Origin of the sequence: Vreelandella neptunia, from assembly GCF_034479615.1 — a bacterium.
In the GTDB taxonomy this organism is placed as follows: Bacteria; Pseudomonadota; Gammaproteobacteria; order Pseudomonadales; family Halomonadaceae; genus Vreelandella; species Vreelandella neptunia.
In genome coordinates, this window is record NZ_CP140255.1 from 1,834,129 (window position 1) to 1,859,957 (window position 25,829).

General features: G+C 54.1%; 23 protein-coding genes, 1 tRNA gene, 1 other RNA gene and 1 pseudogene. 7 read left to right on the top strand and 19 right to left on the bottom strand.

Annotated features, from left to right (window positions below; all coding sequences use genetic code 11):
* Positions 1–10 precede the first annotated feature (10 nt).
* The 11 genes from SR894_RS08375 to betI all read right to left on the bottom strand — a co-directional run bounded on the left by SR894_RS08375 (position 11) and on the right by betI (position 14,862).
* Positions 11–1,654, bottom strand: coding sequence for a glycerol-3-phosphate dehydrogenase/oxidase (locus tag SR894_RS08375; protein WP_133730629.1), 1,644 nt, complete (start codon positions 1,652–1,654; stop codon positions 11–13).
* 123 nt (positions 1,655–1,777) lie between these two features.
* Positions 1,778–3,544, bottom strand: coding sequence for an ABC transporter substrate-binding protein (locus SR894_RS08380; RefSeq protein WP_133730630.1), 1,767 nt, complete (start codon positions 3,542–3,544; stop codon positions 1,778–1,780).
* Between the two features lie 108 nt (positions 3,545–3,652).
* A complete protein-coding gene (locus SR894_RS08385) occupies positions 3,653–3,925 on the bottom strand; it encodes a DUF2160 domain-containing protein (protein WP_133730631.1) in 273 nt (90 codons plus the stop codon).
* Between the two features lie 12 nt (positions 3,926–3,937).
* A complete protein-coding gene (locus SR894_RS08390; protein WP_133730632.1) occupies positions 3,938–4,834 on the bottom strand; it encodes a carbohydrate ABC transporter permease in 897 nt (298 codons plus the stop codon).
* A gap of 1 nt (position 4,835) precedes the next feature.
* On the bottom strand, positions 4,836–5,723 hold the full coding sequence (locus tag SR894_RS08395) for a carbohydrate ABC transporter permease (RefSeq protein WP_133730633.1): 888 nt from the start codon (positions 5,721–5,723) through the stop codon (positions 4,836–4,838).
* Positions 5,716–6,816 (bottom strand): ABC transporter ATP-binding protein, encoded by a 1,101-nt coding sequence (locus SR894_RS08400; RefSeq protein WP_133730634.1) that lies wholly within the window; start codon positions 6,814–6,816, stop codon positions 5,716–5,718. Before SR894_RS08400 ends, SR894_RS08395 begins: the two co-directional genes overlap by 8 nt.
* Entirely contained in the window at positions 6,809–7,906 is a 1,098-nt protein-coding gene (locus SR894_RS08405) for an ABC transporter ATP-binding protein (protein WP_133730635.1), read from the bottom strand. The genes SR894_RS08400 and SR894_RS08405 overlap by 8 nt, the downstream gene beginning before the upstream one ends.
* Positions 7,907–8,141: 235 nt before the next feature.
* On the bottom strand, positions 8,142–10,628 hold the full coding sequence (locus tag SR894_RS08410; protein WP_133730636.1) for an acyl-CoA dehydrogenase: 2,487 nt from the start codon (positions 10,626–10,628) through the stop codon (positions 8,142–8,144).
* A gap of 230 nt (positions 10,629–10,858) precedes the next feature.
* Complete coding sequence (betA, locus tag SR894_RS08415) at positions 10,859–12,532, bottom strand: choline dehydrogenase (protein ID WP_133730637.1); 1,674 nt, start codon at positions 12,530–12,532, stop codon at positions 10,859–10,861.
* Between the two features lie 211 nt (positions 12,533–12,743).
* Complete coding sequence (gene betB, locus SR894_RS08420) at positions 12,744–14,213, bottom strand: betaine-aldehyde dehydrogenase (RefSeq protein ID WP_133730638.1); 1,470 nt, start codon at positions 14,211–14,213, stop codon at positions 12,744–12,746.
* Positions 14,214–14,241: 28 nt separating this feature from the next.
* The gene (gene betI / locus SR894_RS08425) at positions 14,242–14,862 is read right to left on the bottom strand and encodes a transcriptional regulator BetI (protein WP_208862642.1); all 621 of its coding nucleotides are present in this window, start codon (positions 14,860–14,862) and stop codon (positions 14,242–14,244) included.
* 229 nt (positions 14,863–15,091) lie between these two features.
* Here betI and SR894_RS08430 point away from each other — a divergent pair, with 229 nt between their 5' ends.
* From SR894_RS08430 to SR894_RS08450, 6 genes are all read left to right on the top strand, one after another.
* Complete coding sequence (locus SR894_RS08430) at positions 15,092–16,030, top strand: choline ABC transporter substrate-binding protein (RefSeq protein WP_133730639.1); 939 nt, start codon at positions 15,092–15,094, stop codon at positions 16,028–16,030.
* 87 nt (positions 16,031–16,117) lie between these two features.
* Positions 16,118–16,194: transfer RNA gene (locus SR894_RS08435), tRNA-Met, on the top strand.
* A 52-nt stretch (positions 16,195–16,246) separates the two neighbouring features.
* An RNA gene (ffs, locus tag SR894_RS08440) (signal recognition particle sRNA small type) lies at positions 16,247–16,343 on the top strand.
* Positions 16,344–16,491: 148 nt separating this feature from the next.
* Positions 16,492–17,250, top strand: coding sequence for a DUF3750 domain-containing protein (locus SR894_RS08445; protein WP_133730640.1), 759 nt, complete (start codon positions 16,492–16,494; stop codon positions 17,248–17,250).
* A 178-nt stretch (positions 17,251–17,428) separates the two neighbouring features.
* Positions 17,429–17,593 carry a hypothetical protein gene (locus SR894_RS22905; protein WP_338072934.1) on the top strand — a complete coding sequence of 55 codons (165 nt, stop codon included), beginning with the start codon at positions 17,429–17,431 and terminating at the stop codon, positions 17,591–17,593.
* On the top strand, positions 17,559–17,768 hold the full coding sequence (locus tag SR894_RS08450; protein ID WP_227406334.1) for an RES family NAD+ phosphorylase: 210 nt from the start codon (positions 17,559–17,561) through the stop codon (positions 17,766–17,768). Before SR894_RS22905 ends, SR894_RS08450 begins: the two co-directional genes overlap by 35 nt.
* A gap of 12 nt (positions 17,769–17,780) precedes the next feature.
* Here the strand turns inward: SR894_RS08450 and mntR are convergent, their stop codons facing one another.
* The 7 genes and pseudogenes from mntR to SR894_RS08480 all read right to left on the bottom strand — a co-directional run bounded on the left by mntR (position 17,781) and on the right by SR894_RS08480 (position 23,362).
* Positions 17,781–18,260, bottom strand: coding sequence for a manganese-binding transcriptional regulator MntR (gene mntR / locus SR894_RS08455; RefSeq protein ID WP_133730641.1), 480 nt, complete (start codon positions 18,258–18,260; stop codon positions 17,781–17,783).
* Positions 18,261–18,525: 265 nt separating this feature from the next.
* The gene (locus SR894_RS22965) at positions 18,526–18,918 is read right to left on the bottom strand and encodes an NAD-binding protein (RefSeq protein ID WP_413614133.1); all 393 of its coding nucleotides are present in this window, start codon (positions 18,916–18,918) and stop codon (positions 18,526–18,528) included.
* 141 nt (positions 18,919–19,059) lie between these two features.
* Positions 19,060–20,067, bottom strand: a pseudogene (locus tag SR894_RS08460) (cation:proton antiporter domain-containing protein); the annotation flags it as partial.
* A 31-nt stretch (positions 20,068–20,098) separates the two neighbouring features.
* The gene (locus SR894_RS08465; protein WP_133730643.1) at positions 20,099–20,548 is read right to left on the bottom strand and encodes a potassium channel family protein; all 450 of its coding nucleotides are present in this window, start codon (positions 20,546–20,548) and stop codon (positions 20,099–20,101) included.
* Between the two features lie 26 nt (positions 20,549–20,574).
* Complete coding sequence (locus tag SR894_RS08470; RefSeq protein ID WP_264478618.1) at positions 20,575–20,700, bottom strand: hypothetical protein; 126 nt, start codon at positions 20,698–20,700, stop codon at positions 20,575–20,577.
* On the bottom strand, positions 20,697–21,905 hold the full coding sequence (locus SR894_RS08475) for an MFS transporter (RefSeq protein WP_133730644.1): 1,209 nt from the start codon (positions 21,903–21,905) through the stop codon (positions 20,697–20,699). The genes SR894_RS08470 and SR894_RS08475 overlap by 4 nt, the downstream gene beginning before the upstream one ends.
* Positions 21,906–21,964: 59 nt before the next feature.
* The gene (locus SR894_RS08480; RefSeq protein WP_133730645.1) at positions 21,965–23,362 is read right to left on the bottom strand and encodes a GntP family permease; all 1,398 of its coding nucleotides are present in this window, start codon (positions 23,360–23,362) and stop codon (positions 21,965–21,967) included.
* Between the two features lie 206 nt (positions 23,363–23,568).
* Between SR894_RS08480 and SR894_RS08485 the strand changes: the two genes are divergently transcribed.
* Positions 23,569–24,918 (top strand): Na+/H+ antiporter family protein, encoded by a 1,350-nt coding sequence (locus tag SR894_RS08485; protein ID WP_133730646.1) that lies wholly within the window; start codon positions 23,569–23,571, stop codon positions 24,916–24,918.
* 67 nt (positions 24,919–24,985) lie between these two features.
* On the opposite strand, the gene SR894_RS08490 is transcribed toward SR894_RS08485, so the two are convergent.
* A complete protein-coding gene (locus SR894_RS08490) occupies positions 24,986–25,717 on the bottom strand; it encodes an RNA methyltransferase (RefSeq protein ID WP_133730647.1) in 732 nt (243 codons plus the stop codon).
* Positions 25,718–25,829 lie beyond the last annotated feature (112 nt).

Here is a 25,829-nt window from a genome sequence, read left to right on the forward strand (position 1 = left end):
TCTGAATATGTTAAACCACAGATGAAGAAGTAGGCGGCAGCGCAGTATCGCGGTTCTGCTCAAAATAGTGGTTAAAACGCTCGTCAGCGTCGTCGCCAAATAGCACGCGGCACGCCTCTTTTAAGCCTGTGGATTGGCGCAGTTGCTCGTGAGGTACCACTAGAGAGACTTTGGCACGACGGCGCAGGAAATCCTCAAGCTGGGTGATCATCTCATGGTCGCGGGCATGCTCGATCTCACAGCGAATGTACTCAGTGCCTTCAATTAAAATTTCGCCCTGAGCGGGATCCTGACGAATTTTCTCAAGCATCTGGATAGCCTGGTCGGCATAGCGCCGCCACAACCGAGTAGAGAGCAACTCCGATGACGTAGAGGCGGTCATGGCATCCAGGTTCATACGCTTTGCTTGATCCATAAACTGCTGTTTCACGGGTTTCGGCGGTTCCCCATACCACTGAAAGTCTGGGTCTGACAGGGAAACGCCCAGGCGGCTCATCTCTTCGGCAATTTCATCGCCCACGTTCAAACAATCGGTAAGCTTGCCGCCAAAGATGCTGATATGGGAACTCTCAGCATTGGTATCGACTACGTGTTTGCGAGAGAGCTGTAAAAAATCGCGATCATTGCCCTGATTGTCTTTGATGGCTAACGGTCGTACGCCGCAGCGCGTTGAGATAATGTCGTCCTGGGTGAGCGGTTTATCTAAAGTGAGTCGCTTATTGATATTTTCCAGCACGAAGGCGATATCGTCAGCGGTAACGTCTACCTCAGGGTGCTCCATATGGGTATCGGTAGTGCCGATACAGGTGCGATTACCCATGGGTATGACAAAAAACAGCCTGCCATCGTCGGCAAAAAATGCCAGCACCCGCTGAGAGTCGGTTAGCTGCGGAACGATGAGGTGAATGCCCTTGGAGTAGAGGTGATGATGGGTGGTTTTCTGACCGGTCAGCTCGTTATGCTGATCTACCCAGGGGCCTGCGGCGTTGATCAGCACTTTGGCACGGATGTCGAAGGTGTTGCCATCCATCACGTTGCGTGCTTTGGTCACCCATAGGTCGCCGTCACGCTCAGCGCCGAGGGACTCTACGTAGTTGGCGGCAATTGCCCCGTAGTTAAGCGCATGGCGCACAAAGTTGAAAACAAACCGTGCGTCGTTGTCGTGGAGGTAGGCGTCGGAGTATTCGAAGCCTCCTACAGCGCCCTCAACATCAATAATGGGCTCTTGCTGCTTAATCTTGTTCGGCGAGAGCAGGCGCGGCAGTTTGGTAAAGCCGTTGCCCATCAGCCAGTAAAGCCAGGTGCCCGCCCACAGGTAGCGTGGTGAGTGGCGGAAACCTTTCGAAATAGTGGTCAGGAAACGAATCTCCTGCACGGTGGAGGGGTAACTCTTTATTAAGTGATTGCGGCTTTTGCACAGTTTGCGAACCAGCGCAAAATCCTTGCTTTCCATGTACTTAATGCCTCCCCATACTAAGTTGGAGGAGTGCATGCTGGTGCTGCCAGCGAAGTCGCCGCGATCAATCAACGCGACTTTGGCTCCTTTACCCGCCAGCGCCGCCGCAGTGGCCGCGCCATTAATGCCGCCCCCGATAATCAGGGCATCAAAGGTCTCGGTAGGTAATTTTTCGATATTTCGATTTCGCAGTTTCATAGCGGATCCAATTAACAAATAAATAGCCCTATTGCAGTGGGTGTTTTCTCTTGTGCTATGGCCTGCCGCCAATGAAACCCTTGCAGGGCGGGCGGCTGCCCACCCTGCAAGCGTTACGCGTGGTTACTCTTGGCGCGTACCGGCTGCCATCCAGGCTTCCATCATTTCGTCATAAGGAACGGTGGTGCCTTGGGGCATTTCATTATCTAGCTTGGGTTTGGGTGAGCCTTCTTGATCCAACCAGTATTGCGGATCCTGCTCTTCGTTGAGCACGGGCGCATAGCTGTCGAAGACGTTGGCCCGAGCCAGGCGGTTCATCGTGCTGTCCATATCCGCCGCCAGTTTATCGAGACCTTCCTGAGGCGTGACTTCACCACTCATGACGGGTGCCAGGTTTTGCCACCACAGCGGAGCCATACGCGGGTAATCAGGCACGTTGGTACCGGTAGGCGTCCAGTTCGACTCGTTGGGGCTGCGGTAGAACTCCACCAGGCCACCCAGCTTGGGCGCCATCTCGGTCATCTGCTCAGAGAAGATGTCGGATTCACGAATCGGCGTTAGACCGTGCATGAGTTTTTCCAGCGACACCGTTTTAGACACGGTGAACTGGCCGAACAGCCACGCCGCGGTGCGACGATCTTCTGGCGTTGAATCGAAGAACGTCCATGCGCCCACATCCTGATAACCCACCTTCATGCCTTCTTCCCAGTACGGGCCAGTAGGCGAAGGTGCCATGCGCCAAAGCGGGTTGCCCTCATCATCAGTCACCGCGACCGCAGGATCGGTCATGTCGGCAGTAAAGGCGGTATACCAGAAAATCTGCTGGGCGATGTGCCCCTGCGCAGGTACTGGGCCCGCTTCACCAAAGGTCATCCCCTGCGCTTCGGGTGGGGCGAAGTCACGTAGCCAATCGACGGCTTTTTGCATGGCAAACACCGAGGCCGGTGAGTTAGTTGCACCACCGCGACTAACACTTGCACCAACTGGCTGGCTATCTTCATTAACGCGAATACCCCAGTCATCTACTGGGTTGCCGGAAGGAACGCCAGGGCTGCCCATGCCTGCCATGGAGAGCCAGGAGTCGTGGAAACGCCAGCCCAGTGACGGATCACGGCGGCCGTAATCCATATGGCCATATACCTTGGTTCCGTCTATTTCACCCACGTGCTCGGTGAAGAACTCGGCAATGTCTTGATAAGCTGTCCAGTTGGTGGGCACGCCTAAGTCATAGCCGTAAATATCGCGGAATTGTTCCTGAAGGTCTTCACGCTGGAACCAGTCATAGCGGAACCAGTAAAGGTTCGCGAATTGCTGGGTAGGTAGTTGATAGAGGCTGCCATCAGGCCCGGTGCCGTACTGCAGCCCAATGAAGTCGTCTAAATCCAGTGTGGGCAACGTATAGTCCGCCCACTCGTTCTCCATGGCTTCCGACAGGTTGATGGTGGTGCCATAACGAATATGCGTGCCGATAGCGTCGGTGTCATTGACGAAACCGTCGTAGATGCTGTTGCCCGACTGCATCTGGTTCTGCATGGTGTCCACCACATCACCTTCACCGATGATGTTGTGGGTCAGGTTAATGCCGGTCAGCTCGCTGAAGGCTTCCGCGAGCACTTCACTTTCATAGACGTGAGTGGTTAAACCTTCGGCGACGGTCTGGATGTCCATACCGCGAAAAGGTTCTGCTGCCTTGGCAAACCATAACAGCTCTTCGATCTGCTCTTCACGACTTAGTGTCGAGTTCTGAAAGTGCTCGTCGACCAAGCGTTCAGCAATGGCGCGGGCGTCCTGTTCCTGTGCTGACAGTGTACCCGATGCCAGTAACAAGCCGGCGGCGAGGGTTGTCAGCTTGAACTTAGTCAGTCTGGACTTGTTGTAGTGCTTTTGCATATTGACCTCGTTTTGTTGTGTTCTTCCTTGATGGCTTGGCCGTCCTTGATACCGATTAAACGCTGATGGCATTTCCCAAGGGCTAGTCTCAAGAGCTAGTCTCAAGGGCTATCCCCAGCGCATTAAAACCAGCAGCCATAGGGCTGATACCGCTAGTGCTATCCAAATGGAGAGTGACGTAAAGCCGATCACGCCCAAATGGATAAAGGCGGCGGAGAGCAGACCGATAAACAGCCGATCCCCGCGAGTGGTGGCAATGGGTAGAAACCCTTTGCGCTCAATAGTGGGCGACATAATCTCCCATATCGTCATGCCTGCCAGCATGGCCGCAATTGATGAAAAGAATATGGCGGTGGGCACAGTCCATACCATCCAAGACATAGCGAGATCTCCTCAGGTACGGCCCAGGGCAAAGCCCTTGGCGATATGGTTACGAACGAAGTAGACCACCAGAATGCCGGGGATAATGGTGAGCACCCCTGCAGCGGCCAGGGTGCCCCAGTCAATCCCCGAAGCAGTCGATGTGCGTGTCATGATCATGCCAATGGGCTGGGCATCAGTGGCTGTCAACGTGCGGGCCAGCAACAGCTCTACCCAGGAGAACATGAACAGGAAGAACAGTGTGACGCCAATGCCTGAGCGGATCATGGGGATAAAAATCTTGACGAAGAAGCGCGGAAAGCTATAGCCGTCGATGTAGGCGGTTTCGTCGATCTCCTTAGGCACGCTGCTCATAAAGCCTTCCAAAATCCAGATAGCGAGGGGGATATTGAACAGGCAGTGAGCCAGCGCGACGGCGATGTGGGTATCGAACAGGCCAACCGAGTAGTAGAGCTGGAAGTAAGGCAGCAGAAATACTGCAGGCGGGGCCATTAGGTTGGTCAGTAGCCAGAAAAACAGATGCTTGTCGCCAATAAAGGTGTAGCGGCTGAAGGCGTAAGCGGCCGGTAGCGCCACGCAGATGGTAATCAGCATGTTCATCGCCACATAGATTATCGAATTGACGTAACCCATGTACCAGCTTGAGTTGGTGAAAATGCCGATATAGTTGTCAAAGGTGAGGTTCTGGGGCCACATCGTCATGGATCCCAGAATTTCGCTATTGGTCTGGAGCGACATATTGATCAGCCAGTAAATGGGCAGAATCATTAGCGCGAGATAAAGACCAAGCAGGAGACGTGAACGCCAGTGCGCACGGGCAGTACGGTTACGCCGCTTGGCCGGTGAAACCTTGCTAAAAATGGTGTTGTACTTTTCACCGCGCTGAGTGTTTTCGAGTTGATAGCTCATGTTAGGCACCTCCGTGCGGCGGTTTGTCTTTCTGCATATTCATAATGGTGGTGTAGAACACCCAGCTCACCAGCAGAATGACCAGGAAGTAGATCAGCGAGAAAGCTGCAGAAGGGCCTAAATCCTGTTGGCCGACAGCCATAGTGGTTAGCGATTGACTTAAGAAAGTGGTGGCGCTGCCCGGCCCGCCGCCCGTCAGTACAAAGGGTTCGGCATAGATCATAAAAGAGTGCATAAAGCGCAGCAGCACGGCGATGACCAGCACGTTGGTTAGCTTGGGGAGCTGAATGTAGCGGAACACCGCCCACTTAGAGGCACGGTCAATACGTGCAGCCTGGTAGTAGGCTTCAGGAATCGAGCGGAGACCGCTATAGCACAGCATGGCCACCAGCGGCGTCCAGTGCCACACGTCCATTAAAATGATGGTTACCCAGGCGTCGCCGGCATTGCGGGTAATGTTGTATTCGATGCCCAGTTCGCGAAGCCCCCAGCCCATTAGGCCGATATCGCCACGGGTAAAGATTTGCCAGATACTGCCCACTACGTTCCAGGGAATCAGCAACGGAAGAGTAATCAGGATTAGCACCGCCGAGGCTTGCCAACCGCGTTTGGGCATAATGAGTGCGATGCCAATCCCAAGTGGAATCTGAATGGCGAGAATAATCAGCGAGAACGAAATTTGGCGCAGAAACGCTGCCTGTAGCGCGTCGTCGTTGAGTATGCTTTTAAACCACTCGGTGCCAGTAAAAAAGCTCGCATTGGGGCCAAGCACGTCCTGTACCGAGTAGTTGACCACGGTCATGAGTGGAATGATGGCCGAGAACGCCACCAATACCAGCATGGGGAGCACCAGTAGCCAGGCTCTGTTATTGGGTACTTTGTTATTCATGGCCAGCCTCCACCAGGTATTCATCGATATACAGCGCAACGTGCGCCTCGTCGAAGTGCGCAAACGCCGCTTCACTGACCGGCGGATGGCCTTCAGGTAGGCGTGCCTTAAACGTTTGTTCGTTGAGTTTGAAGGTCAGCAGGGAGTAGGTGCCCAGATCTTGCACGCTGGTCACCTGAATCGGCACGCTATTGGTCACTTCGCTTGAGGAAATGGCGATAAACTCGGGGCGTATGCCCAGCTTAATGTTGTTAGAGTTAGCGTTGGCGACTGCGTGTTTCATCTGCTCGCTAACCGGCAGTGGCTGTGTGCCGAACATTACCTGATCGTCGCGATATTCCACGGCCATAAAATTCATGCCCGGGCTGCCAATAAAGTAACCCACAAAGGTATGCGCAGGGCGCTCGAACAGCTCACGTGGGGTGCCGAATTGCACCACCTGGCCCTCATACATCACGGCAATTTTATCCGCGAAAGTAGAGGCCTCGAGCTGATCGTGGGTCACGTAGATCATGGTGATATTGAAGCGCTCGTGAATCTCCTTGAGTTTGCGGCGCAGTTTCCACTTTAGCTGCGGGTCGATAACGGTGAGCGGCTCATCAAACAGAATCGCCGTTACGTCATCGCGCACCAGCCCACGGCCCATGGAAACCTTCTGCTTCTCGTCGGCGGTCAGGTTTTTGGCTTTACGATCCAGCAAAGGGGTCAGCTCAAGAATATCGGCGACTTCGAGCACCTTGGGTTTCACCCGGTACTCGGGGGTATTCATGTTGCGCAGGGGAAAGGCAAGATTATCGAACACCGTCATGGTGTCGTAGATCACCGGAAACTGGAACACCTGGGCAATATTGCGCTCTTCAGGGGGCAGTTCATTGACCCGCTGGCCGTCGAAAAGTACGTCGCCCTCTGAAGGTTCAAGCAGGCCCGAAATAATGTTCAGTAGGGTCGATTTACCGCACCCTGATGGGCCCAATAGGGCATAGGCGCCGCCCTGGTGCCATACGTGATCCATCTGTCGGATGGCGTAATCCGCCGCACCTTGGGGCGTTTTTTCGTAGGAGTGCGCCAAGCCTTTTAGTGTGATCTCAGCCATGGGCAGCTCCTCCCTGACGCGCAGGAATATGTACCGTGTGACCCTGTTTGTCGAAGGCGTAAAGTTGATGAATGGGGAAGTACACTTTCAGGGGTTCATTAACACTAAACTGTTGAATGCCCGCTAAGTGCAGCACTAAGGGGAAGCGTTCGTGGCGTACATGTAGGAAGGTTTCAGAGCCGCTAATTTCCGCTACGTCCACATGGACATCCAGGGCCAGGTCATCGGCCTGCTGGGGTTGTAGAGTAAGATGCGAAGCTCGCACGCCAAAGTCGTAATCACCCGGTTCAAGACGCTTTAGCTCGTCATCACAGGGAAAGTGAAGCGTTTGGTCGAAGGTGATCTCGCTGTCGGTCAATTGGCCGGGAACGATATTGATTGGGGGTTCGGAGAACATTTCTGCGCTAAAGCGGCCATTGGGCTCGCGATAGACCTGCTCGGTAGGGCCGTATTGGAGAAGCCTGCCTTCGTGAAGTACCGCCGTGTTACCGCCCAGCGCCAACGCTTCATTGGGCTCGGTGGTGGCGTATACCGCAATACAGTTGCGCGCTTTAAACAGGTCACGCAACTCATCGCGTAGCTCTTCGCGGAGCTTGTAATCCAGATTGACCAGCGGCTCATCAAACAGAATTAAGTCGGCATCTTTGATCAGTGCGCGACCCATGGCGGTACGCTGCTGCTGGCCGCCGGAGAGTTCCTGAGGGTAGCGTTTTAGCAGATGTTCGATATGCAGCATCTCAGCAATTTCGCCAACCCGCTTATCAATTTCGCTTTTTGGCTGCTTGGCCAGTTTAAGCGGGGACGCAATGTTGTCGTAAACGGTGAGGCTGGGGTAGTTGATAAACTGCTGGTACACCATGGAGACGTTGCGTTTACGCACAGAGACGTTCGTGACGTCTTTGCCATCCATAATAATTTTGCCCCGAGTAGGCGGTTCAAGCCCTGCCATTAGGCGCATCAAGGTGGTTTTTCCAGCAAGCGTTCGCCCAAGCAGCACGTTGAAGGAGCCTGGCTCAAGGGCTAGATCAACTCCACTGATATGCGGCACACCGTTAACGATGTGATCGATATTTTGTAAATGTAAGGACATGCCGATCTCGCTAGCGTCATTGTTATTGGAAATAGCGGTTGGAGAGCGCTATTTAAATGCGACTTTATAGGACTAGTCGCTTTCGTTTACGAAAGGCTAGTTGATCGTTTGCGAACTTGCAACGCGTTTTTGATTCATCGGACTACGCATTTAGGCGTAGAAAGTGAACACAAAAAAACCGACCCCTGGCACGCAGGAGTCGGCTATTTACAGGTAATACATTGAAAATAGGGTGTTACTTAATGTTTTCCTCGGCCTGCTTCGGCGCTGGCGAAGGTTTTCCGTTGTGATCGATCAAGGTGGACTTATTCTTGGCAAAGGCATCGTAGGCGAAATCGTCTACGGTGAGCATTTCCAATACTTCGGTCTCGAAGGTGCGCATAAACTCCGCTTCCTCAGCACTGATCAGGCCTTTTTCCAGGCCAGCCTCAACGCGTGCTTCCGGATGTAGAGCTGTCTGCGGTAGCTCGCCTTTGGCATAGGCCTTGTTAACCGTCCGGTAAATCGCCTCGGCGCGGTCATAATCGACCAGCAAGGCGTTGTAGCGTGCCAGCGGGTTGCGCTGTTCGCCGTCGTCTGCGTCCCAGGTGTTTTCCAGCAGTTTGGTGCGTAGAGCACTGTGAGTAGACACACGCTTAGCGATATCGCGAGCCAGATCGTCGTGGGGTTTGTTCCAGCGGCGGCCGGTGGGCATCACTACGGCGTTGAGCGTTTTGCCCAGCGCACGGTTGGGTAAATTATCAAAAATCTCCACAAACGCCTGCTCGGCACGCTGTAGCAAGAAACGGCAGCTGTAGTGCAGCAGCGCCTCTTCGCCTTCGACCTTGCTGCCTGCTTGCCACTGCTTGAGAACCATGGAGGCGAGATAGAGGTTAGACAGCACGTCCCCCAGCCGCGCGGAGATCATTTCGCGTTTCTTAAGTGCTGAACCCAGACTCGCCATGGCGGCGTCGGCACACAGGCCAAAGCCAGCGGAGAGACGGGCAATATCCTGGGCATAGGCGGCGGCGGGGCCATCGAAGGGTACGCTGGCTTTGCCGATGCCAAAGCCTAAAGTAAAGGCCCGCGCCGCGTTACCAAAGATTAAGCCCGCGTGGCCGAAGAAGGCTTTATCAAACGCCTTGATATCGTTGGCGTCTTTCGCCGCCAGCTCGTCCAGCACGTAGGGATGGCAGCGGATAGCACCCTGACCAAAGATCATCAGGTTGCGGGTCATGATGTTGGCGCCTTCCACGGTGATTGCCACCGGGTTGGCGCTGTAGCCGATACCCAGGTAGTTGCGTGGGCCGAGGGTAACCGCCTTGCCGCCGTGAACGTCCATGGCGTCGCTAAGCAGTACGCGCTGGAACTCGGTCAGCTGGCTTTTCAGGATCGCCGAGGGTACGGCGGGCTTTTCGCCGTGATCGATCATATTGGCGGTTTGATACACGGTGGCCTGGGAGATATACGCCAGCGCCGCCATGCGGGCGAGGGGCTCTTGTACACCTTCCATCTCGGCTACCGGTACATTGAACTGGCGACGAACGCGGGTGAAACCGCCGCTCCAGCCTAGGGCGTAGCGTGCGGTGCCGGTCGCGCCTGACGGCAGCGTGATACAACGGCCGATAGACAGACACTCGACCAGCATCCGCCAGCCTTGGCCGATCATGTCAGGGCCACCAATGATGGTATCCAGCGGTACAAAGACATCTTTACCAATGATCGGGCCGTTCATAAACGGGCTGCCGATGGGGTGGTGGCGGCGGCCAATTTCCATGCCGTCGGTATCGCGTGGGATCAACGCCAGGGTAATGCCGCGATCTTCTTCGTCACCGAGCAATTTTTCCGGGTCAAACAGACGGAATGCAAGGCCGACCACAGTGGCGATAGGCGCTAGGGTGATCCAGCGTTTTTCGAAGTTAAGGCGCAGGCCAAGCACTTCTTCGCCGTTAATGGTTTGCTTGCACACTACGCCGGTATCGGGCAGCGAAGTGGCGTCAGAACCTGCGCGGGGGCCGGTGAGGCCAAAGCAGGGGATCTCACGGCCATCGGATAGGCGCGGCAGGTAGTGGTCTTTCTGTTCTTGGGTGCCGTATTTAAGCAGCAACTCGCCAGGGCCTAGAGAGTTAGGCACGCCCACGGTCACCATCAGGGTTTCATTGGCGGAGAGCTTCTGCAATACCATGGACTGCGCTTTAGCTGAGAAGCCAAGGCCGCCGTACTCCTTCGGAATAATCATGCCGAAGAAGCCTTCTGCTTTCAGGAAGTCCCACAGCTGCTGGGGCAAGTCGGCGCGCTCTTGGGCGATATCCCAGGCGTTACACATGCCAGCGGCTTTGGCGCATTGATTGGCCAAGAAGGCTTTTTCATCGTCGCGCAGGCCGTCGTCTTTAAAGGCGAGCAGCTTTTCCCACTGGGGTTTGCCTGAAAATAGCTCGCCGTCCCAAGAGACGCTACCTGCTTCCAGGGCCGTGCGCTCGGTGGCGGAAACTTTGGGGGCGACTTTTTTAAAGGTGGCGAATAGGCGCGGCGTGAGCCACTTGCGACGCAGCGCTGGCAGGCCGGCTACTGCCACGGCCGCTGCGCCAATCAGCAGCAGTACGCCAATGACTTCCGCGTCAAACAGCAGGCCAACAAGGCCCAATACGCCAAGCACCGCTAGTGCAGCTGGGGCACCTGCTTCGCGACGCATTACGACGAGCAAGCCAGCAATGGCGAGCACGATAAGGAGTAGGGTGAGCATAAAGTCTCTCTCTGTTGTTGGCCTTTATTGCTGGCCAGCTGTTATTAGATAAATCTGAGTCAAGAGCGGCAATAAAACCGTCAATCGAACACTTGTTTGAATATTGGCAGATGAAAGCCGCCTCGTGCAAGTATTTAGCCATGTTTAACGCTGCAAATGCGTTGTGCCCATCAAAAAAAAACGCCATGGCGATAGGCCATGGCGTTTGGAGTAAAAAACCGACTAAATGTTCAGGCGCGTTTGGCCGGTGCGCCGTTGGCGACGTAATAGTCAACGCTGGCGCGGGGGAGCGGCTGGTGACCTTTGATACGGTCGGCGATTTTTTCGGCCAGCATAATGGTGGGTGCGTTCAGGTTGCCGGTGGGAATCACCGGGAATAGTGAAGCATCTACGACGCGAAGGCCTTCAATCCCATGGACGCGACCCTGGCCGTCGGTGACGGCCATTTCACCCTCGCCCATGCGGCAGCTACCGCAAGGGTGGTAGGCGGTTTCGGCGTGCTGTTTTACAAAGGCGTCGAGTTCGTCATCCGACTGCACGTCGGGGCCTGGCGCTATCTCGCGACCGCGGTATTTATCAAACGCTGGCTGGGCGATGATATCGCGGGTGAGGCGAATGGCGTCGCGGAATTCCTGCCAATCTTTCTCTTTGGCCATGTAGTTGAACAGGATGCTAGGCGCCGCGTGTGGATCCTTTGACGTCAGTCGGATGCGCCCGCGGCTTTCTGAGCGCATAGAGCCAACGTGGGCCTGGAAGCCATGGGCCTGTACCGCGCTTTTGCCGTTGTAGCTAATGGCAATGGGCAGGAAGTGGTATTGCAGATTGGGCCACTCCTCTTCATCGCGGCTGCGGATAAAACCACAGGATTCAAACTGGTTGCTGGCGCCTACGCCGGTGCCCTTAAACAGCCATTCGGCGCCAATTTTGGGCTGGTTGTACCACTTAAGCGCGGGGTAGAGCGAAATAGGTTCTTTACACTCGTACTGGATGTACATCTCCAGGTGGTCCTGGAGGTTTTCACCTACGCCGGGCAGAGCGTGTACCGTCTCGATACCCAGCTCCTTCAGCAGTTCAGGGTTGCCGATGCCTGAGCGCTGAAGAATTTGCGGAGAAGCGATGGCCCCACCGCACAGGAGTACTTCGCGGCGGGCGTAGGCCTGCTGTTTTTCGCCTTTCTGCTCATAGCGCGCACCCACTGCACGTTTACCTTCAAACTCAATAACGTCGGTAACGGCGTGGGTTTCGATGGTGAGGTTGTGGCGCTGTTTGGCGGTATCCAGGTAGCCTCGGGCCGTTGATGCACGGCGGCCTTTGGGCGTAACGAAGCGATCCATAGGGCCGAAGCCCTCTTGCTGGTAGCCGTTAACGTCTTCGGTTTCCGGGTAGCCAGCCTGCTTACCGGCTTCAATAAAGGTGCGGTATAGCGGGTTATTATCCGCCTTGGGCGTGGTCACGCTGACCGGGCCGTCGCCGCCGTGGTAGCTGTTGGGCCCAATGTCGCGGGCTTCGCACTTTTTGAAGTAAGGCAGGCAGCTTAGGTAGTCCCAATCTTCAAGGCCGGGCTGCTTGGCCCAGTTGTCATAATCGAGTGCGTTACCGCGGATATAGCACATGCCGTTAATCAGCGAGGAGCCGCCCAGCCCTTTGCCACGACCACACTCCATGCGGCGACCATCCATATGCGGCTCGGGGTCGGTTTCAAACGCCCAGTTGTAGCGCTTGCCCTGTAGTGGGTAAGCCAAGGCGGCGGGCATTTGGGTGCGGAAATCGAAACGATAGTCCGGCCCGCCCGCTTCTAACAGCAGTACGCTGACGCTGCTGTCTTCGGTGAGGCGGGTAGCGAGCACATTACCCGCCGAGCCTGCGCCGATAATGATGTAATCAAATTCGCGTGGTTGAGACATCAGTGCTTCCCTCATCAAGATGGTAATGAGTTGGCATAGGTAGGCATGACACGAAAACGCTGTGAACCCATCCATGGGCGCTCGGCTTTTTCATCTGACCGCAATGGATGGCGGGAATGCCGGAATTGCATGGAGCTCTTTCCGGCCCTGAAAAAGACGTTTCGCTTTCATGCCTACCTGTGCCGCAGTGTTTAGAGTGTTAATTCAGGGATTAAAACACTGACTCAAACGGCCCCATCTCGATTTGTACCGACTTGGTCTGGGTGTAGTGATTGAGCGTCTCAACACCATTTTCGCGACCAATACCTGACTCTTTATAGCCGCCTACTGGCATCTCCGAGGGTGACTCGCCCCAGGTGTTTATCCAGCAAATACCCGCTTCTAACTGGTGAATCACTCGGTGGGCGCGGTTCAGGCTTTCGCTGAAGACACCGGCGGCAAGGCCGTAGGTAGTGTCATTGGCGCGGCGAATGACTTCTGCTTCGTCATCAAAGGCGAGTACCGACATCACTGGGCCAAAGATCTCTTCGCGCACGATACGCATCTCATCAGTGCAGTCGGTGAACACGGTGGGGGCGGCCCAGGCGCCATCGGCAAAGCTACCAGTGTTCCAGTCGTCGCCACCCACGAGCAGACGGGCGCCTTGCTCTTTGCCCAGGGCAATATAGGAGAGCACTTTCTCCTGATGCTCAAAGCTGACCAGGGGGCCAAAGTTGACGCTGGGATCCATTGGGTCGCCTGCTTTGATGCGCTTAACGCGCTCTACCAGCTTGGCTTCAAAGGCCTCTTTAACGCTGCGTTCAACAAATACCCGTGTGCCGTTGGTGCAGATTTGGCCGCTGGAGTAAAAGTTGGCCATCATGGCGGCATCAGCAGCGCGATCAAGATCGGCATCTGCAAAGACCAACAGCGGAGATTTGCCGCCCAGTTCCATGGTGACGTCTTTGAGCGTCGAGCTTGCGGCGGCGGCCATGACTTTTTTGCCGGTGCCGGCTTCGCCAGTGAACGAGACTTTGGCGATGCCCGGATGTTCGGTAAGCATGGCGCCCACGCGGCCGTCGCCCTGCACCACGTTAAAGACGCCGTTGGGCAGGCCTGCCTCGGTGAAGATTTCCGCCAGTTTCATCACGGTGAGCGGGGTTACTTCGCTGGGCTTGAATACCACGGCGTTGCCTGCCGCCAGCGCCGGTGCGGCTTTCCAGCAAGCAATTTGGATCGGGTAGTTCCAGGCGCCAATGGCGCCAATGACACCCAGCGGTTCGCGGCGGGTGTAGACAAAGGAGCTATCGCGCAGGGGAATCTGGCTACCTTCGATAGCCGGTGCCAAGCCTGCGTAATACTCCAGCGCATCTGCACCGGTAACGATATCGACACTGGCTGTTTCGCTGATCGGCTTGCCGGTATTGCGGGTTTCAAGCTTGGCAAGCTCGTCGTTGCGCTCTCTTAACAGCGCGACGGCGCGCAGCATGATACGTGAACGCTCCATGCCGCTCATCGCGGCCCACTGGCGTTGGCCGCGCTGGGCTGCAGCAACCGCGCTGTCAACATCCGCTTGGCTGGCTTGGCCGATAGTGGCCAGCAGGCTGCCATCGAAGGGGTTGGTAACGGTAAAAGTATCGCCTGAAGTGGCGTTTACCTGGCGACCATCAATATAAAGTGGCTGTACGTCTTGAGCGGCCATGTAGGTCTCCTCCAGTAAGGTAATAAAATTAGCTGTAAGTGTTGGATGCGGCCTTTGGGCATCCATAGTGAGCAAAAAGTTGATCGAGATAGGTGTGAGCAAGAAAGCGTGCTTCTGCAGCATCGAGGCCTTCGGGCGTTAGCGCGCCGCGCAGCCATAGGCCATCAATCATGGCGGCTAAGCCGCGTGCTGCGTTGCGGGCTTCTGCACGGGGCATAACACGTCGGAACTGGTGACATAAATTGCTGTAAAGCCGGCGATCATTGACGTTTTGCAGCCGCTGCAGCATAGGCTTATGCATGCTGCTGGCCCAGAACGCTAACCATGTCTTGGCGGCGGGGCCGGTGACCTGAGTGCGGTCAAAGTTACCCTCAATAATGGCACCGATATAGGCGCGGGGAGAGTCGTCTTCCAACGCATTGCGACGCACCGCAACGGCTCCAGACAGGTCGGTCAGGATTTGCCGCATCGTCGCTTCCAGCAAGCCATCTTTACCGCCAAAGTAGTGGCTGATGATGCCTGCTGAAACGCCCGCATGGCGGGCAATGCGCATCACGGTAGTTTCGGCTAAGCCGACCTCATCAATGGCTGCCATGGTCGCGTTGATTAACTGCTGGCGGCGTATCGGTTCCATTCCCACCTTTGGCACGACGTTCTCCTAATTCGTTGAATGCCTATCAGGGTCGTTGCTTGAAACCCGAGCGTAGACATGATTACCTAACAATGATGGCATTTTTTTATTGAACGTTCAATCAATAAAAAGACGCCGATGATTTCTACGCACTGCGACCACGGCAGTAACTGAGTGTTCGTATCCATGTTTTGGCAATACGTTTTGGCAACACGTATTGGCAATCAGCTTATAAAAGGGGACAACGATGATGAGCAGAACTTCTTCACGCTATGCAGGTGTTTTATTGCTGGCAGCGGGTCTGCCCGCGGCAGCCTATGCAAACGAGTGCAGCAGCGTGCGCTTTGCCGAAGTGGGCTGGACGGATATTACCGCTACTACTGCGCTCGCTAGCGAAGTCCTCGAAGGGCTTGGCTATGAGCCAAGCGTCGATACCGTTTCCGTTCCGATTGCCTATGCCGGTATGCGTAACAATGATTTCGATGTTTTCCTGGGTAACTGGATGCCTTCGATGGCCTCGATTAGTGATCCCTATATCGAGCGCGGTGAAGTTGAGCGCTTGGCAACCAACCTGGAAGGGGCAAAGTACACCCTGGCGGTTCCCCAATATGTTTACGATGCGGGTGTAACCTCGGTTAACGATTTAGCGGAACATGCGGAGCAGTTCGAGCGTAGCGTGCACGGCATCGAAGCGGGTAACGACGGCAACGAGTTAATTGAGCAGATGATCGATGACGATGCGTATGGGTTAGGCGATTGGCAGGTGATCGATTCCAGCGAAGCGGGAATGCTTGCGGAACTGCGCGCCCGGGTGCCCAATGAACAGTGGATGGTGTTTTTGGGCTGGGAGCCACACCCCATGAACTCTAACTTCGATATGGCTTATCTTTCTGATGCCGACGACTATTTTGGCCCAGATTTAGGCGGCGCCACCGTGCACACCAATACCCGTGCGGGATTTGTGGATGAGTGCCCGAACGTGGGTGCCTTGCTGCGCAATATGACCTTTACGCTGGAGATGGAAAATCAGCTAATGAGCGCGATCATGGATGATGGCGAAGACCCCCGTGATGCGGCGCGTGACTACTTGAAGGCTAATGATAGCGTACTGGACGAATGGCTAGAGGGTGTTACAACACGTGACGGCGAGCCAGGCGTAGAGGCTGTACGTACCGCTATTCAGTAAGCGAATTTCGGTGATGGTGGCAAGCCGGAATCCGGCTTGCCTTTCGTCATTAAGGTAGGCATAATCTGCACCCGTTGATGAGGGAAAGGCTACGTAGCTCAGCTGGTTAGAGCACATCACTCATAATGATGGGGTCCCCTGTTCAAATCAGGGCGTAGCCACCACATCAGCCTCAGCACACTTACGAGATAACATTGTGTGCCGTTATGGTGGCCCCTTAGGTCCTCCCGCAACGCTAAACTGCGAACCCCGCCAGGCCCGGAAGGGAGCAACGGTAGTGGTGGCTGCGTGTGCCGGGATGTGGCTTTTGGGGTCGCCTCCATTTTCAGTCCTCGTTAATCTTATTACCCTTTCAATCCCCTTTCTTGAATGCTGCCACTTCCTTAATCGTTTAGTTACATACTTGCGCCCAACGTGCTATCGCGGTACTAAGCAGATTATTTTCAGTTACGGATAAAGCAATGAAAATGCTACTGCGTTGGTTGTTCCGTCTTATGGTGCTTTTAGCGCTGCTGTTGGCGGGGCCTGTGTGGATACTGGCGAGTAACCAGGTGGAGATTGATGCCCATTGGTCGTCGTTGGATCGATCCTCAGCTGGTATAGCGCCTGACCCAGCGGAAACCGTTGAAGCCGTGGTTCAGGTTTATTCTGCTCGTGCTTACAACTGGCGCGGGGCGTTTGGCGAACATATCTGGATTGCGACCAAGGCGGAGAACGCCGATAGCTATCGACTCCATCAAGTATTGAGCTGGCGCCGTCCTACTGTAGTGTCTTCAATCGATACGCCTGATCGAGCCTGGTTTGGCAATCCTCCGACGCTGTTAGCTGACTATCGCGGCGATGCGGCTACGCTAATGATACCGCAGATAGAGGCCGCCGCCGCTGACTATCCCCAGGCGGAGCTTTATCGAGTGTGGCCTGGTCCGAACAGCAATAGCTTTATTGCTTGGGTTATCCGCGAAGTGCCAGGCTTTGAGGTGACGCTGCCCGTCACGGCCATTGGCAAAGATTATATTTTCAATGGCGTTTTGGCTCCTGCGCCCAGCGGCAGCGGTTACCAGCTGTCATTGGGTGGGGTGTTCGGCATTATGCTGGCACTGGAAGAGGGGCTTGAACTCAACTTACTTGGCTTGAGTTTTGGTATTGATGTCATGCGACCTGCTTTGAAGTTGCCAGGCATAGGGCGGCTGGGGATGCCTGCCAAAGTGTCAAAAAGCTAATTGATAAGTAGATGAAAGTTTGAATGAGTATTTGCGGATACTTTTTTGTTAAACTAGTGTCTGTAGACAGCATGTGACGGCAAGGTAATACTATGCAGACGGCACACGATATTTTCCAAAACAGAGCAGCGGCGATACGCTTGAAACGGCGATTGCCGAAGTAAAGCACCACCAGCAGGTGTATTGGCAAAATGTGTCAGGATTGCACTACGAACGGTTTGTTTTTCGTGGTTTAAAAGCCACTTTTGATCAGGGTGGGTGTTACGATGCGCTCGTTTTACCTATTGAGCATGCTATTTATACGCCCGATGATATATTCAATATCGCAACCCTTTGGCGCTGAAATACGACGGTGTGGGGGTGGGCTTCGCTACCACTCCGTTCGCAAACTTAATGCAAAATGCTGGGCGCTGATGACACCAAGCTGTGTGGCTGACATTATCCAAACCACTGACCTGGAAATGATTTGGAACGGCGCGATTACCCAGGTGAATCATCTGCGATTTTCACACCGATGACGAGCAGCGGGTTTAACTGTTGTGCTGCTGCTCGGTAAAGCGCTGCATGATGGCGAGGGTTTCGTCGCTAACGTGGTGCTCCATGCCTTCAGCGTCAATACGCGCAGTCGCATCTCTTACCCCAAGAGCACGTAAGAAGTGCAGCACGATATCGTGGCGGGCGCGTGACGTTTCTGCCATTTTTTGACCCGCTTCGGTTAGAAACAGCGAGCGATATGGCTTACTAGTGACCAGCTCCAGCTCATTTAAACGCCGAATCATTTTTGAAACCGTCGCTTGGCTGACCGCCATACGGTTGGCAATGTCCGCCGCACGCGCCTCGCCGCGGTGAGCCAGCAGGTCGCCAATTAGCTCGACATAGTCTTCGATCAGTTCGGTTTCGTGCGCATTTCGCACCGTTGCATACTGCTGGGCATGCTGCTCCACGGGGGGCAGCGCATCTCCAGGAATGCTTGGGGTAGTCAATGAGGCGTTTGGATTAGAATCAGTCATTGGTAAATTATATCGGAAGCAGTGGAAACAATCATTGGATAGTCGGGGAGGATATTAACGTATTTTTGTGCAATATTGTTAGCCAAGGCTAAACTGTTTGCACAAAGCTTTCTTGCTGAGCTAAAGTCCACGTATCGGTCATGAACAAAAAGTGAGAGGCAACGAGTAAGCACAATTTAGGTATGGCCCTGTTGGTCCTTATGGCGCTGCTGTTCCGTTTTTTGGCGGCAATCGTCACATTGGTTAACACCACTTTCTCAAGCGTCTACAACGGCGGCGACTGCAGGCATTCCCAAGTTTTCTCGGCAATACCGATGCCCGCACCGGTCATCAGCAAATACGTTTGATCTACTCCAGCGGCATGCAGCGGGTCGGCTTCATCCTGGAAGTGGATGCCCGCAATAATGTGGCCAGTGAAGCCCGCTTCGCGTAGTTCGCGGGTGGCAATAAGCTTGCTCTCAAGTTCCGGAGTGGCTAGCGTAACAGCAGTTATTTGCGCAATATCAAGGTGGTGCCAAAAGCCCACATCCTCGATATCACCATAAAAAACATGTCGTTGAGTACTTATTTTATTGGGATCTGAATCAATGCCCACTGCCGACAAGCCCTTGTCGGTAAAAAAATCGTAGGCGGCGTTACCTGTTCTACCCATGCCCAATACCAGAATGGTGGCGCTACCTAAATCTACCGGCTGCTCGTCAGGGTGTCGGGCGTGCCGCTCAAAACGGAGCAGCCTATTCTCCCAACGATCAAAAAGTTGATGGGCAATGCGGTTAAGCGGTGCAGCGATAACAAAGGATAGGGCAACGGTAATAGCCAGCGGAACCAGCCACTCTGGCAAAATGCTCGCAGCGACAATCAGACCAAACTCACTATAGGCCGTTAGGCTCAAGCCACCCAGAAAGGCGTTGCGCGCTCTGATACGGAAGGCAATGAGCAGGGCAAAAAACAACACCCCTTTAAATGGAAGCAGAACAGCCAGGATTACCGCAAAGACAAGTGCTTCTTTATCGGGTAATCCTGCCATGCCAATCTGCAGAAAGAAGCTGACTAATAGCACTTCTTTCACTCCCCACAGCGCCTTAGATAACTCCTGTGCACGGGGGTGCTTGGCAAGCAGAAGCCCCATCACCAAAGCGCCTACTTCAGAGCTTAAACCAACGGCTTCAAAGCCCATGCCGCCAACGGCAATGGCTAACACGGCGCCTAGCAGCACCAGCAGCTCATCGTGCTGTGCGGCATTCATAAGCCAATAAAGTACCGGCCTTAACAGTGGCAGTAGGAAAACCAGCACAGCCCAGGGGCTGGGGGAGTCACCGCCATAAACGCTAAGAACCACTAAGGCAACTAGGTCCTGAATGATTAATATGCCAATCGCGATTCGGCCGTGCAGGGCGCGTAATTCGCGTTTGCTTTCGAGTACTTTGGCCGCTAACACCGTGCTTGAAAAAGACAGCGCAATGGCAAGTAGTATTGCTTTATCAAGAGGCAGCGATAGGAAAATGACAAAACCTGCTGTAAACAACACGCAGGTAATCGTCAAGTGTATAAAGGCGCTTCCCAGTACAACGGGTTCAGCCAAACTGCGTATATTGAGTTTAAGACCAATGGTAAACAGCAGTAGCAGCACCCCCAGATGGGCAAGGTGCTCAAGTAGTGGGCCCGCATCCGCTGGTAGGCCAATATTGGGGCCAAAAGCATTGAGTGCAAACCCTGCTGCTAAGAACCCTACAAGGGGAGGTAAACTTAGCTGCCGCGCTGCGATGCCAAAAACAAATGCTACCGATAGAATAACTACTTCAAACATGCCGGATCCCTAGAGCGCGAAACGGTGCTGACTATCTGCCAACCCGCCAGTGCTTTTGCATTTCTATAAAAGTGAACGATGCTGACCAAGTGATCAAAACGAAGCCTGTCAAGGCCAACGTACCGTACAGAAAGCGTATCGGCCCAATGGCATAAATATCGCCATAGCCCACGGTGGTATAGGTCACCGCAGAGAAGAAGATATAATCAAGGACGTTGAAGCTGTCGTACCCTCGTAAAGCCCCGATGCTTAACTGGTCGGTTAACCACCAGCCCGTAATCCCGAACAGCCAAATTTCAGCAATGTGTGTCATTAATACGCCAAACGCCATCGCCAGGATGCGTTGCCGGTGGGGCCGTCGAGACTTTTCTATTTGGCGCGAGATAAGCCACAGGGCTTCATAGTGAAGCAGTACTGCAATGACAACGGTAACAAAAGTGGTTACCACCACGGCGACATGTTCAGGGTAGGGAATAGTCATCTTAACAAGTAGTCAACCTTTGCTCGTTAGCATAACCGGGTTCCCATCAGTAACAAGGCAGCATCCATATGCTGCCAGCCCCACCATGCGAGCATTAAGCAGGTTAGCAGCAGAATTGCTACCATGGCCTTGAGTGAGTTATTGATTGTCATGGAGTCACCGTTGTTGATTGCGAGCGCTCAAGCGGCTTTTCATTGATAAACCAATGCAGTGCAGCAGCGACGACCGAGAGCACAATAGCAATTTGCCAGACCGTATTATAGTTGCCAGTAAGGTCATAAAAATAGCCACCTAGCCATACCCCCATAAAAGAGCCTAACTGGTGAAAGAGAAATACGATGCCGCCCAGCATGGAGAGGTGGCGAACACCAAACACGGAAGCCACAATGCCGTTGGTTAACGGCACGGTAGAGAGCCATAGAAGTCCCATGACGATACCAAATAGGTAAGCGCTGACGGGGCTTAACGGCAAATAAACAAACGCCGTAATCACCACGCCGCGAATCAAGTAGAGCCAGGTTAGCAGCTTAGGTTTTGACCAGATGCCGCCCATCCAACCCGCGGTATAAGTGCCAACAATATTGAACAGTCCCACTAAGGCCAGTACCGTCGTGCCCACCTGTACCGCCAGGCCGTTATCGAATAAGTAGCCGGGAAGGTGCACGGCAATGAACACCACCTGAAAGCCGCAGACAAAAAAACCTAAACAGAGTAGCCAGAAGCCTTTTTGGCTAGCTGCTTCGTTGAGCGCATCTTTCAGGCTTAAATCGGTTGCCGTTTTGGCCGAGGGCTTATCGCGCAGCATTGCCCCCAGGGGAATGATGATGGTTGCGATAGCCGCCATCGCCATCAGCGCTGCAGCCCAGCCGAGCCATTCGAGCAAACCAAGAGTGCCGGGCAGCATGGCAAATTGCCCGAACGAGCCCGCTGCGCTAACGATCCCCATGGCCATACTGCGTTTTTCAGGCGCTACTGCGCGGCCCACGGCACCTAAAATGACTGAGAATGTGGTGCCTGAGAGGCCAAGTCCAATCAACAGTCCGGCGCTGACTGTCATGCCTAGTTCAGACGTAGAGAGGCTCATAAACAGCAGCCCCAAGGCATATAGCAAGCCGCCTACAACGATAATTCTGGCCGCGCCGAAGCGATCCGCGAGTGCCCCGGTAAAGGGTTGCGATAAGCCCCAAACCAGGTTTTGTAAGGCTAATGCAAAGGCAAACACGCCACGCCCCCAGCCTAGTTCGCTGCTGAGTGGCTCCATAAAGAGGCCAAAACCATGGCGTAAGCCCATGGCTGTAGAAAGAACCAGGCTTCCCAATATAATCAGCAGCATCGAGTGGCGAAGAACGAAGGCCATCATGTTCTCTTTATTGGCGGGCTAACAGTTAGGCTCACTATCGCATGCGTTGTGCGCTTTTAGAAGCTGCCAAAAAGTGTACCCAAGGTAATTACGCTGATTAGTGCAAAGATCGGCAGAGCGATGGTTACCATGGCAACGTTGCCATACGATTGGCGATGGGTAAGGCCGCAGATAGCCAGCAGGGTGATAACCGCCCCTGAGTGGGGAAGCGTATCCATGCCACCTGCAGCCAGCGTTGCTACGCGGTGCATGAGTTCAGGGCTAATACCTGCTTGTTGGGCCATGGCCAAGTATTCGCTGCCCAGAGTTTCTAGCGCAATTGAGAGCCCGCCGGAAGAGGAGCCAGTGATCCCCGCTAACACGCTCATTGCCATGGCTTCTGAAATCAGTGGGTTGCCAGGTGAAGCAGTAAGCACGGCATCGCGGATAATGGCAAAGCCTGCCAAGCTGGCAATGACGGCACCGTAGCCTACCTCTGAAGCCGTGTTGAAAATTGGTAGCAGTGAGCCCAAGCAGCCTTTATTGACACTCTCTTTAAGATCCAGCCAGTGCTTCCAGCGGGTAATAATCAGCCATGCAGATGCACTGAGCAGGGCGATCAGAATGGCCCAAAGCCCGCTCTGACCTGATGGCGATACATTTTCAAACTCGTCGCTGATAAACCTTAAATCAAGGGCGGGAAACACACCGTAGGTAAACAGTGCGTTCAAACCAATCACCATAATGATGGGTATCAGTGCCAGCCACAGCGGAAGGCTAGTGGGTGCTTGTTCTTGCTCCTCATTGGCAACTGCTTCGCGCTCAGTATGGTGGCCGTATCCTTCACCCTTTGATGCGGCTTTTTTTACCCGTGATTGAAGATAGAAAGTCCCCAGCCCAAGCATAATCAGCCCGGCGATAATACCGAGACCGGGTGCCGCAAAGCTGTTGGTTTCATAATAAGGAATGGGAATCGCGTTCTGTATCGAAGGTGTCCCTGGCAGGGCTGTCATGGTGAAGGTGAAAGAGCCTAGCGCAATAGAAGCTGGAATTAGCCGTTTGGGCACATTGGCGCTGCGAAACAGTTCGCGGCTGATCGGGTAAATGGCAAAAGCAACCACAAACAGCGATACGCCGCCATAGGTGAGCACCGCGCAGGCCATGACCACGGTAAGCACGACATGGTGGGTACCAAGCTTTTTGACAATCCCGTTGGCAATCGATTGGGCGGCACCGGAATCGGCCATCAACTGCCCAAACAGAGCGCCCAACAGAAACAGCGGGAAGAACTGGATGACGTAGTTGCCCAGCGCGCTCATAAAGGTATCGGTGTAGATCGGCAATAAAAAGGCGGCATCTCCAGAGAGCAACACCGCTAAACATGCCATAAGAGGAGCCAGCAGCAGCACCGAGATGCCTCGATAAGCGAGGAACATTAATAAAAGTAGCGAAATGACAATCGCAAGTATGCTCATGCGAGCTCCTAAGAAAATAGTAAAGTAGCCGACGCTGAAATTAATCGAAAGAGAGATGGTAGGTAGTATGGTGCATCGCAGCAATGGCGTTGAGACTAAAGTGGCAATGCGTTCAGCATGCATCGTGGCCTTAGGTTTAGATATTTAATCTGCTAAAATCCGCCCCCTTCGCCGTTAATGACCTTTCAATTGCTCTAGGAATTTTCATGAATGCAGTAATTCTTGCGGTGCTGGTGATGGTGGCGCTATCGCTGGCGCGTGTCTCGGTGGTATTTGCTTTAGTGGTGGGCGCTTTAGTCGGCGGTTTAGTGGGCGGGTTGTCACTAGAACAAACGCTGGATGCCTTTAATACAGGCGTGGGCGGTGGTGCTCAGGTGGCGCTGGCCTACGCCACCTTGGGGGCCTTTGCGGTGGCGATCTCCCGCTCTGGCCTACCGGATATGTTGGCTAATCGTTTGATTACGTTATTGGGTAAAGAAGAGGCCACCGTTGCGCAACAGACGCGGGTCAAAATGCTGTTGCTAACGGCAGTGCTGTTGGTGGCTATCTCTTCTCAGAACGCGATCCCGGTACATATTGCCTTTATACCGGTGTTGATTCCGCCACTGTTAACCGTGATGAACCGCTTAAAGCTGGATCGACGCGCAGTAGCATGTGCGCTTACGTTTGGTTTAACGGCGCCTTATATGCTGCTTCCGGTAGGGTTTGGGGCGATTTTTCTAAACGATATTCTTTTGGCCAACTTAAATAGCGCTGGGGAACCGCTAGGTTTAGAGATTACCCGTGGCATGGTGCCTATGGCTATGGCAGTGCCGGTAGGGGGCATGGCGTTGGGGCTAATCGTTGCGCTATTTTGGAGTTACCGCCGCGCGCGTGAGTATCAAGCCGAAGATATCGCTAACGCCAACGTTAGTGAAGGCCATACGCCCGCCGCACCGCATATGCTAGGGCTTGTGATGTCTGGAATAGCTATTGTCGCAGCACTCGGTCTCCAGCTTTATAGCGGCTCGATGATTTTGGGGGGCTTGGTAGGGATTGGCCTGCTTTCAATGGGCGGCATCTTTAAGTGGCGAGAAGCAGACGATCTATTTACCAGTGGTATGCGCATGATGGCGTTGATCGGTTTTATCATGATCTCCGCGGCGGGCTTTGCTGAAGTCATGAAAACCACCGGTGAAATTGATGCGCTGGTGTCGGGGGCTTTTTCACTATTTGGCGATAACCGAGGCTTAGCGGCACTGGTGATGCTGCTGGTAGGGCTATTCATTACCCTGGGTATCGGCTCGTCGTTCTCCACGATACCGATCATTGCCGCGATTTTTGTGCCCTTGGCGGTACAGTTTGGCTTTTCCCCTATGGCCACGGTGGTGCTGGTGGGTACGGCTGCGGCATTGGGTGATGCTGGCTCGCCTGCCTCTGACTCGACCCTGGGGCCCACTTCAGGCCTTAACGTTGATCGTCAGCACGATCATATGTGGGACAGCGTGGTGCCGACGTTTCTGCACTACAACATTCCGTTAGTGGGCTTTGGCTGGCTAGCGGCAATGATGCTTTAAAAGCCCCTATCTCCAAAATAAAAAGGGACAACTTGGTTGTCCCTTTTTAGTTGCTTAATCTCTATCACTATTTAGGCAGATAGCTTTCAAAAGCGCTTAACAGCCCACGCAGAAGCGAAAGCTCTTTGCGGCTGGGTTGGGCGCGAGCGAAGAGGGCTTGAAGCTGCTCTTCAGTGCGGGCATGTGGCTGGGTTAAAAAGCCGCTCTCCTGCATTAAACGTCCCAGATGGGCCTGAAAGTGTAAGAACTGCTCACGGCTGGGCGGCGTTGCTTCCAACGGGCGCTGATAAGCAAAGCCGCTCTCCTCACCTTTACGCCAGGCTCGATGCACTTCATAAGCGAGTATCTGTACCGCTTGAGATAAGTTCAGGATGCCGTAATCAGGATTAGCCGGAATGCTGACCTGATGCGTGCAGCAGCGAATCTCATCGTTAGTCAGCCCCGAACGTTCACGCCCAAAAACCAGCGCCACTGGCGCCGTTTGCGCACTCTGAATGACATCTGCCGCCATCTCATCGGGTTCGTCGAAGTGAGGCAAGGGTAGGCTGCGTAAGCGCGCACTGGCACCAACGACCTGAACGCAGTCGTTAACCGCCTCATCAAGCGTTGTCACTATCCGTGCACTGCCCAGGACATCGGTCGCCCCTGCGGAGAGGCGAGTGGCTTCTTCATCGGGAAATAGGCGGGGATTAACCAGTACCAGCTCGGTTAGGCCCATGGTTTTCATGGCCCGTGCCGCCGCGCCGATATTGCCGGGGTGGAAAGTCTGAACGAGTACGATACGGATATGCTGCAACATGCTTGCCCTATAGCCTTATAAAAATCCGCGCTGATAGTACCACGTTCGCTCTACGCGATGGGGCAAGGAGATATTGGGTTGCAATGAATCTAGTGATCTTTTAAAACGCAAC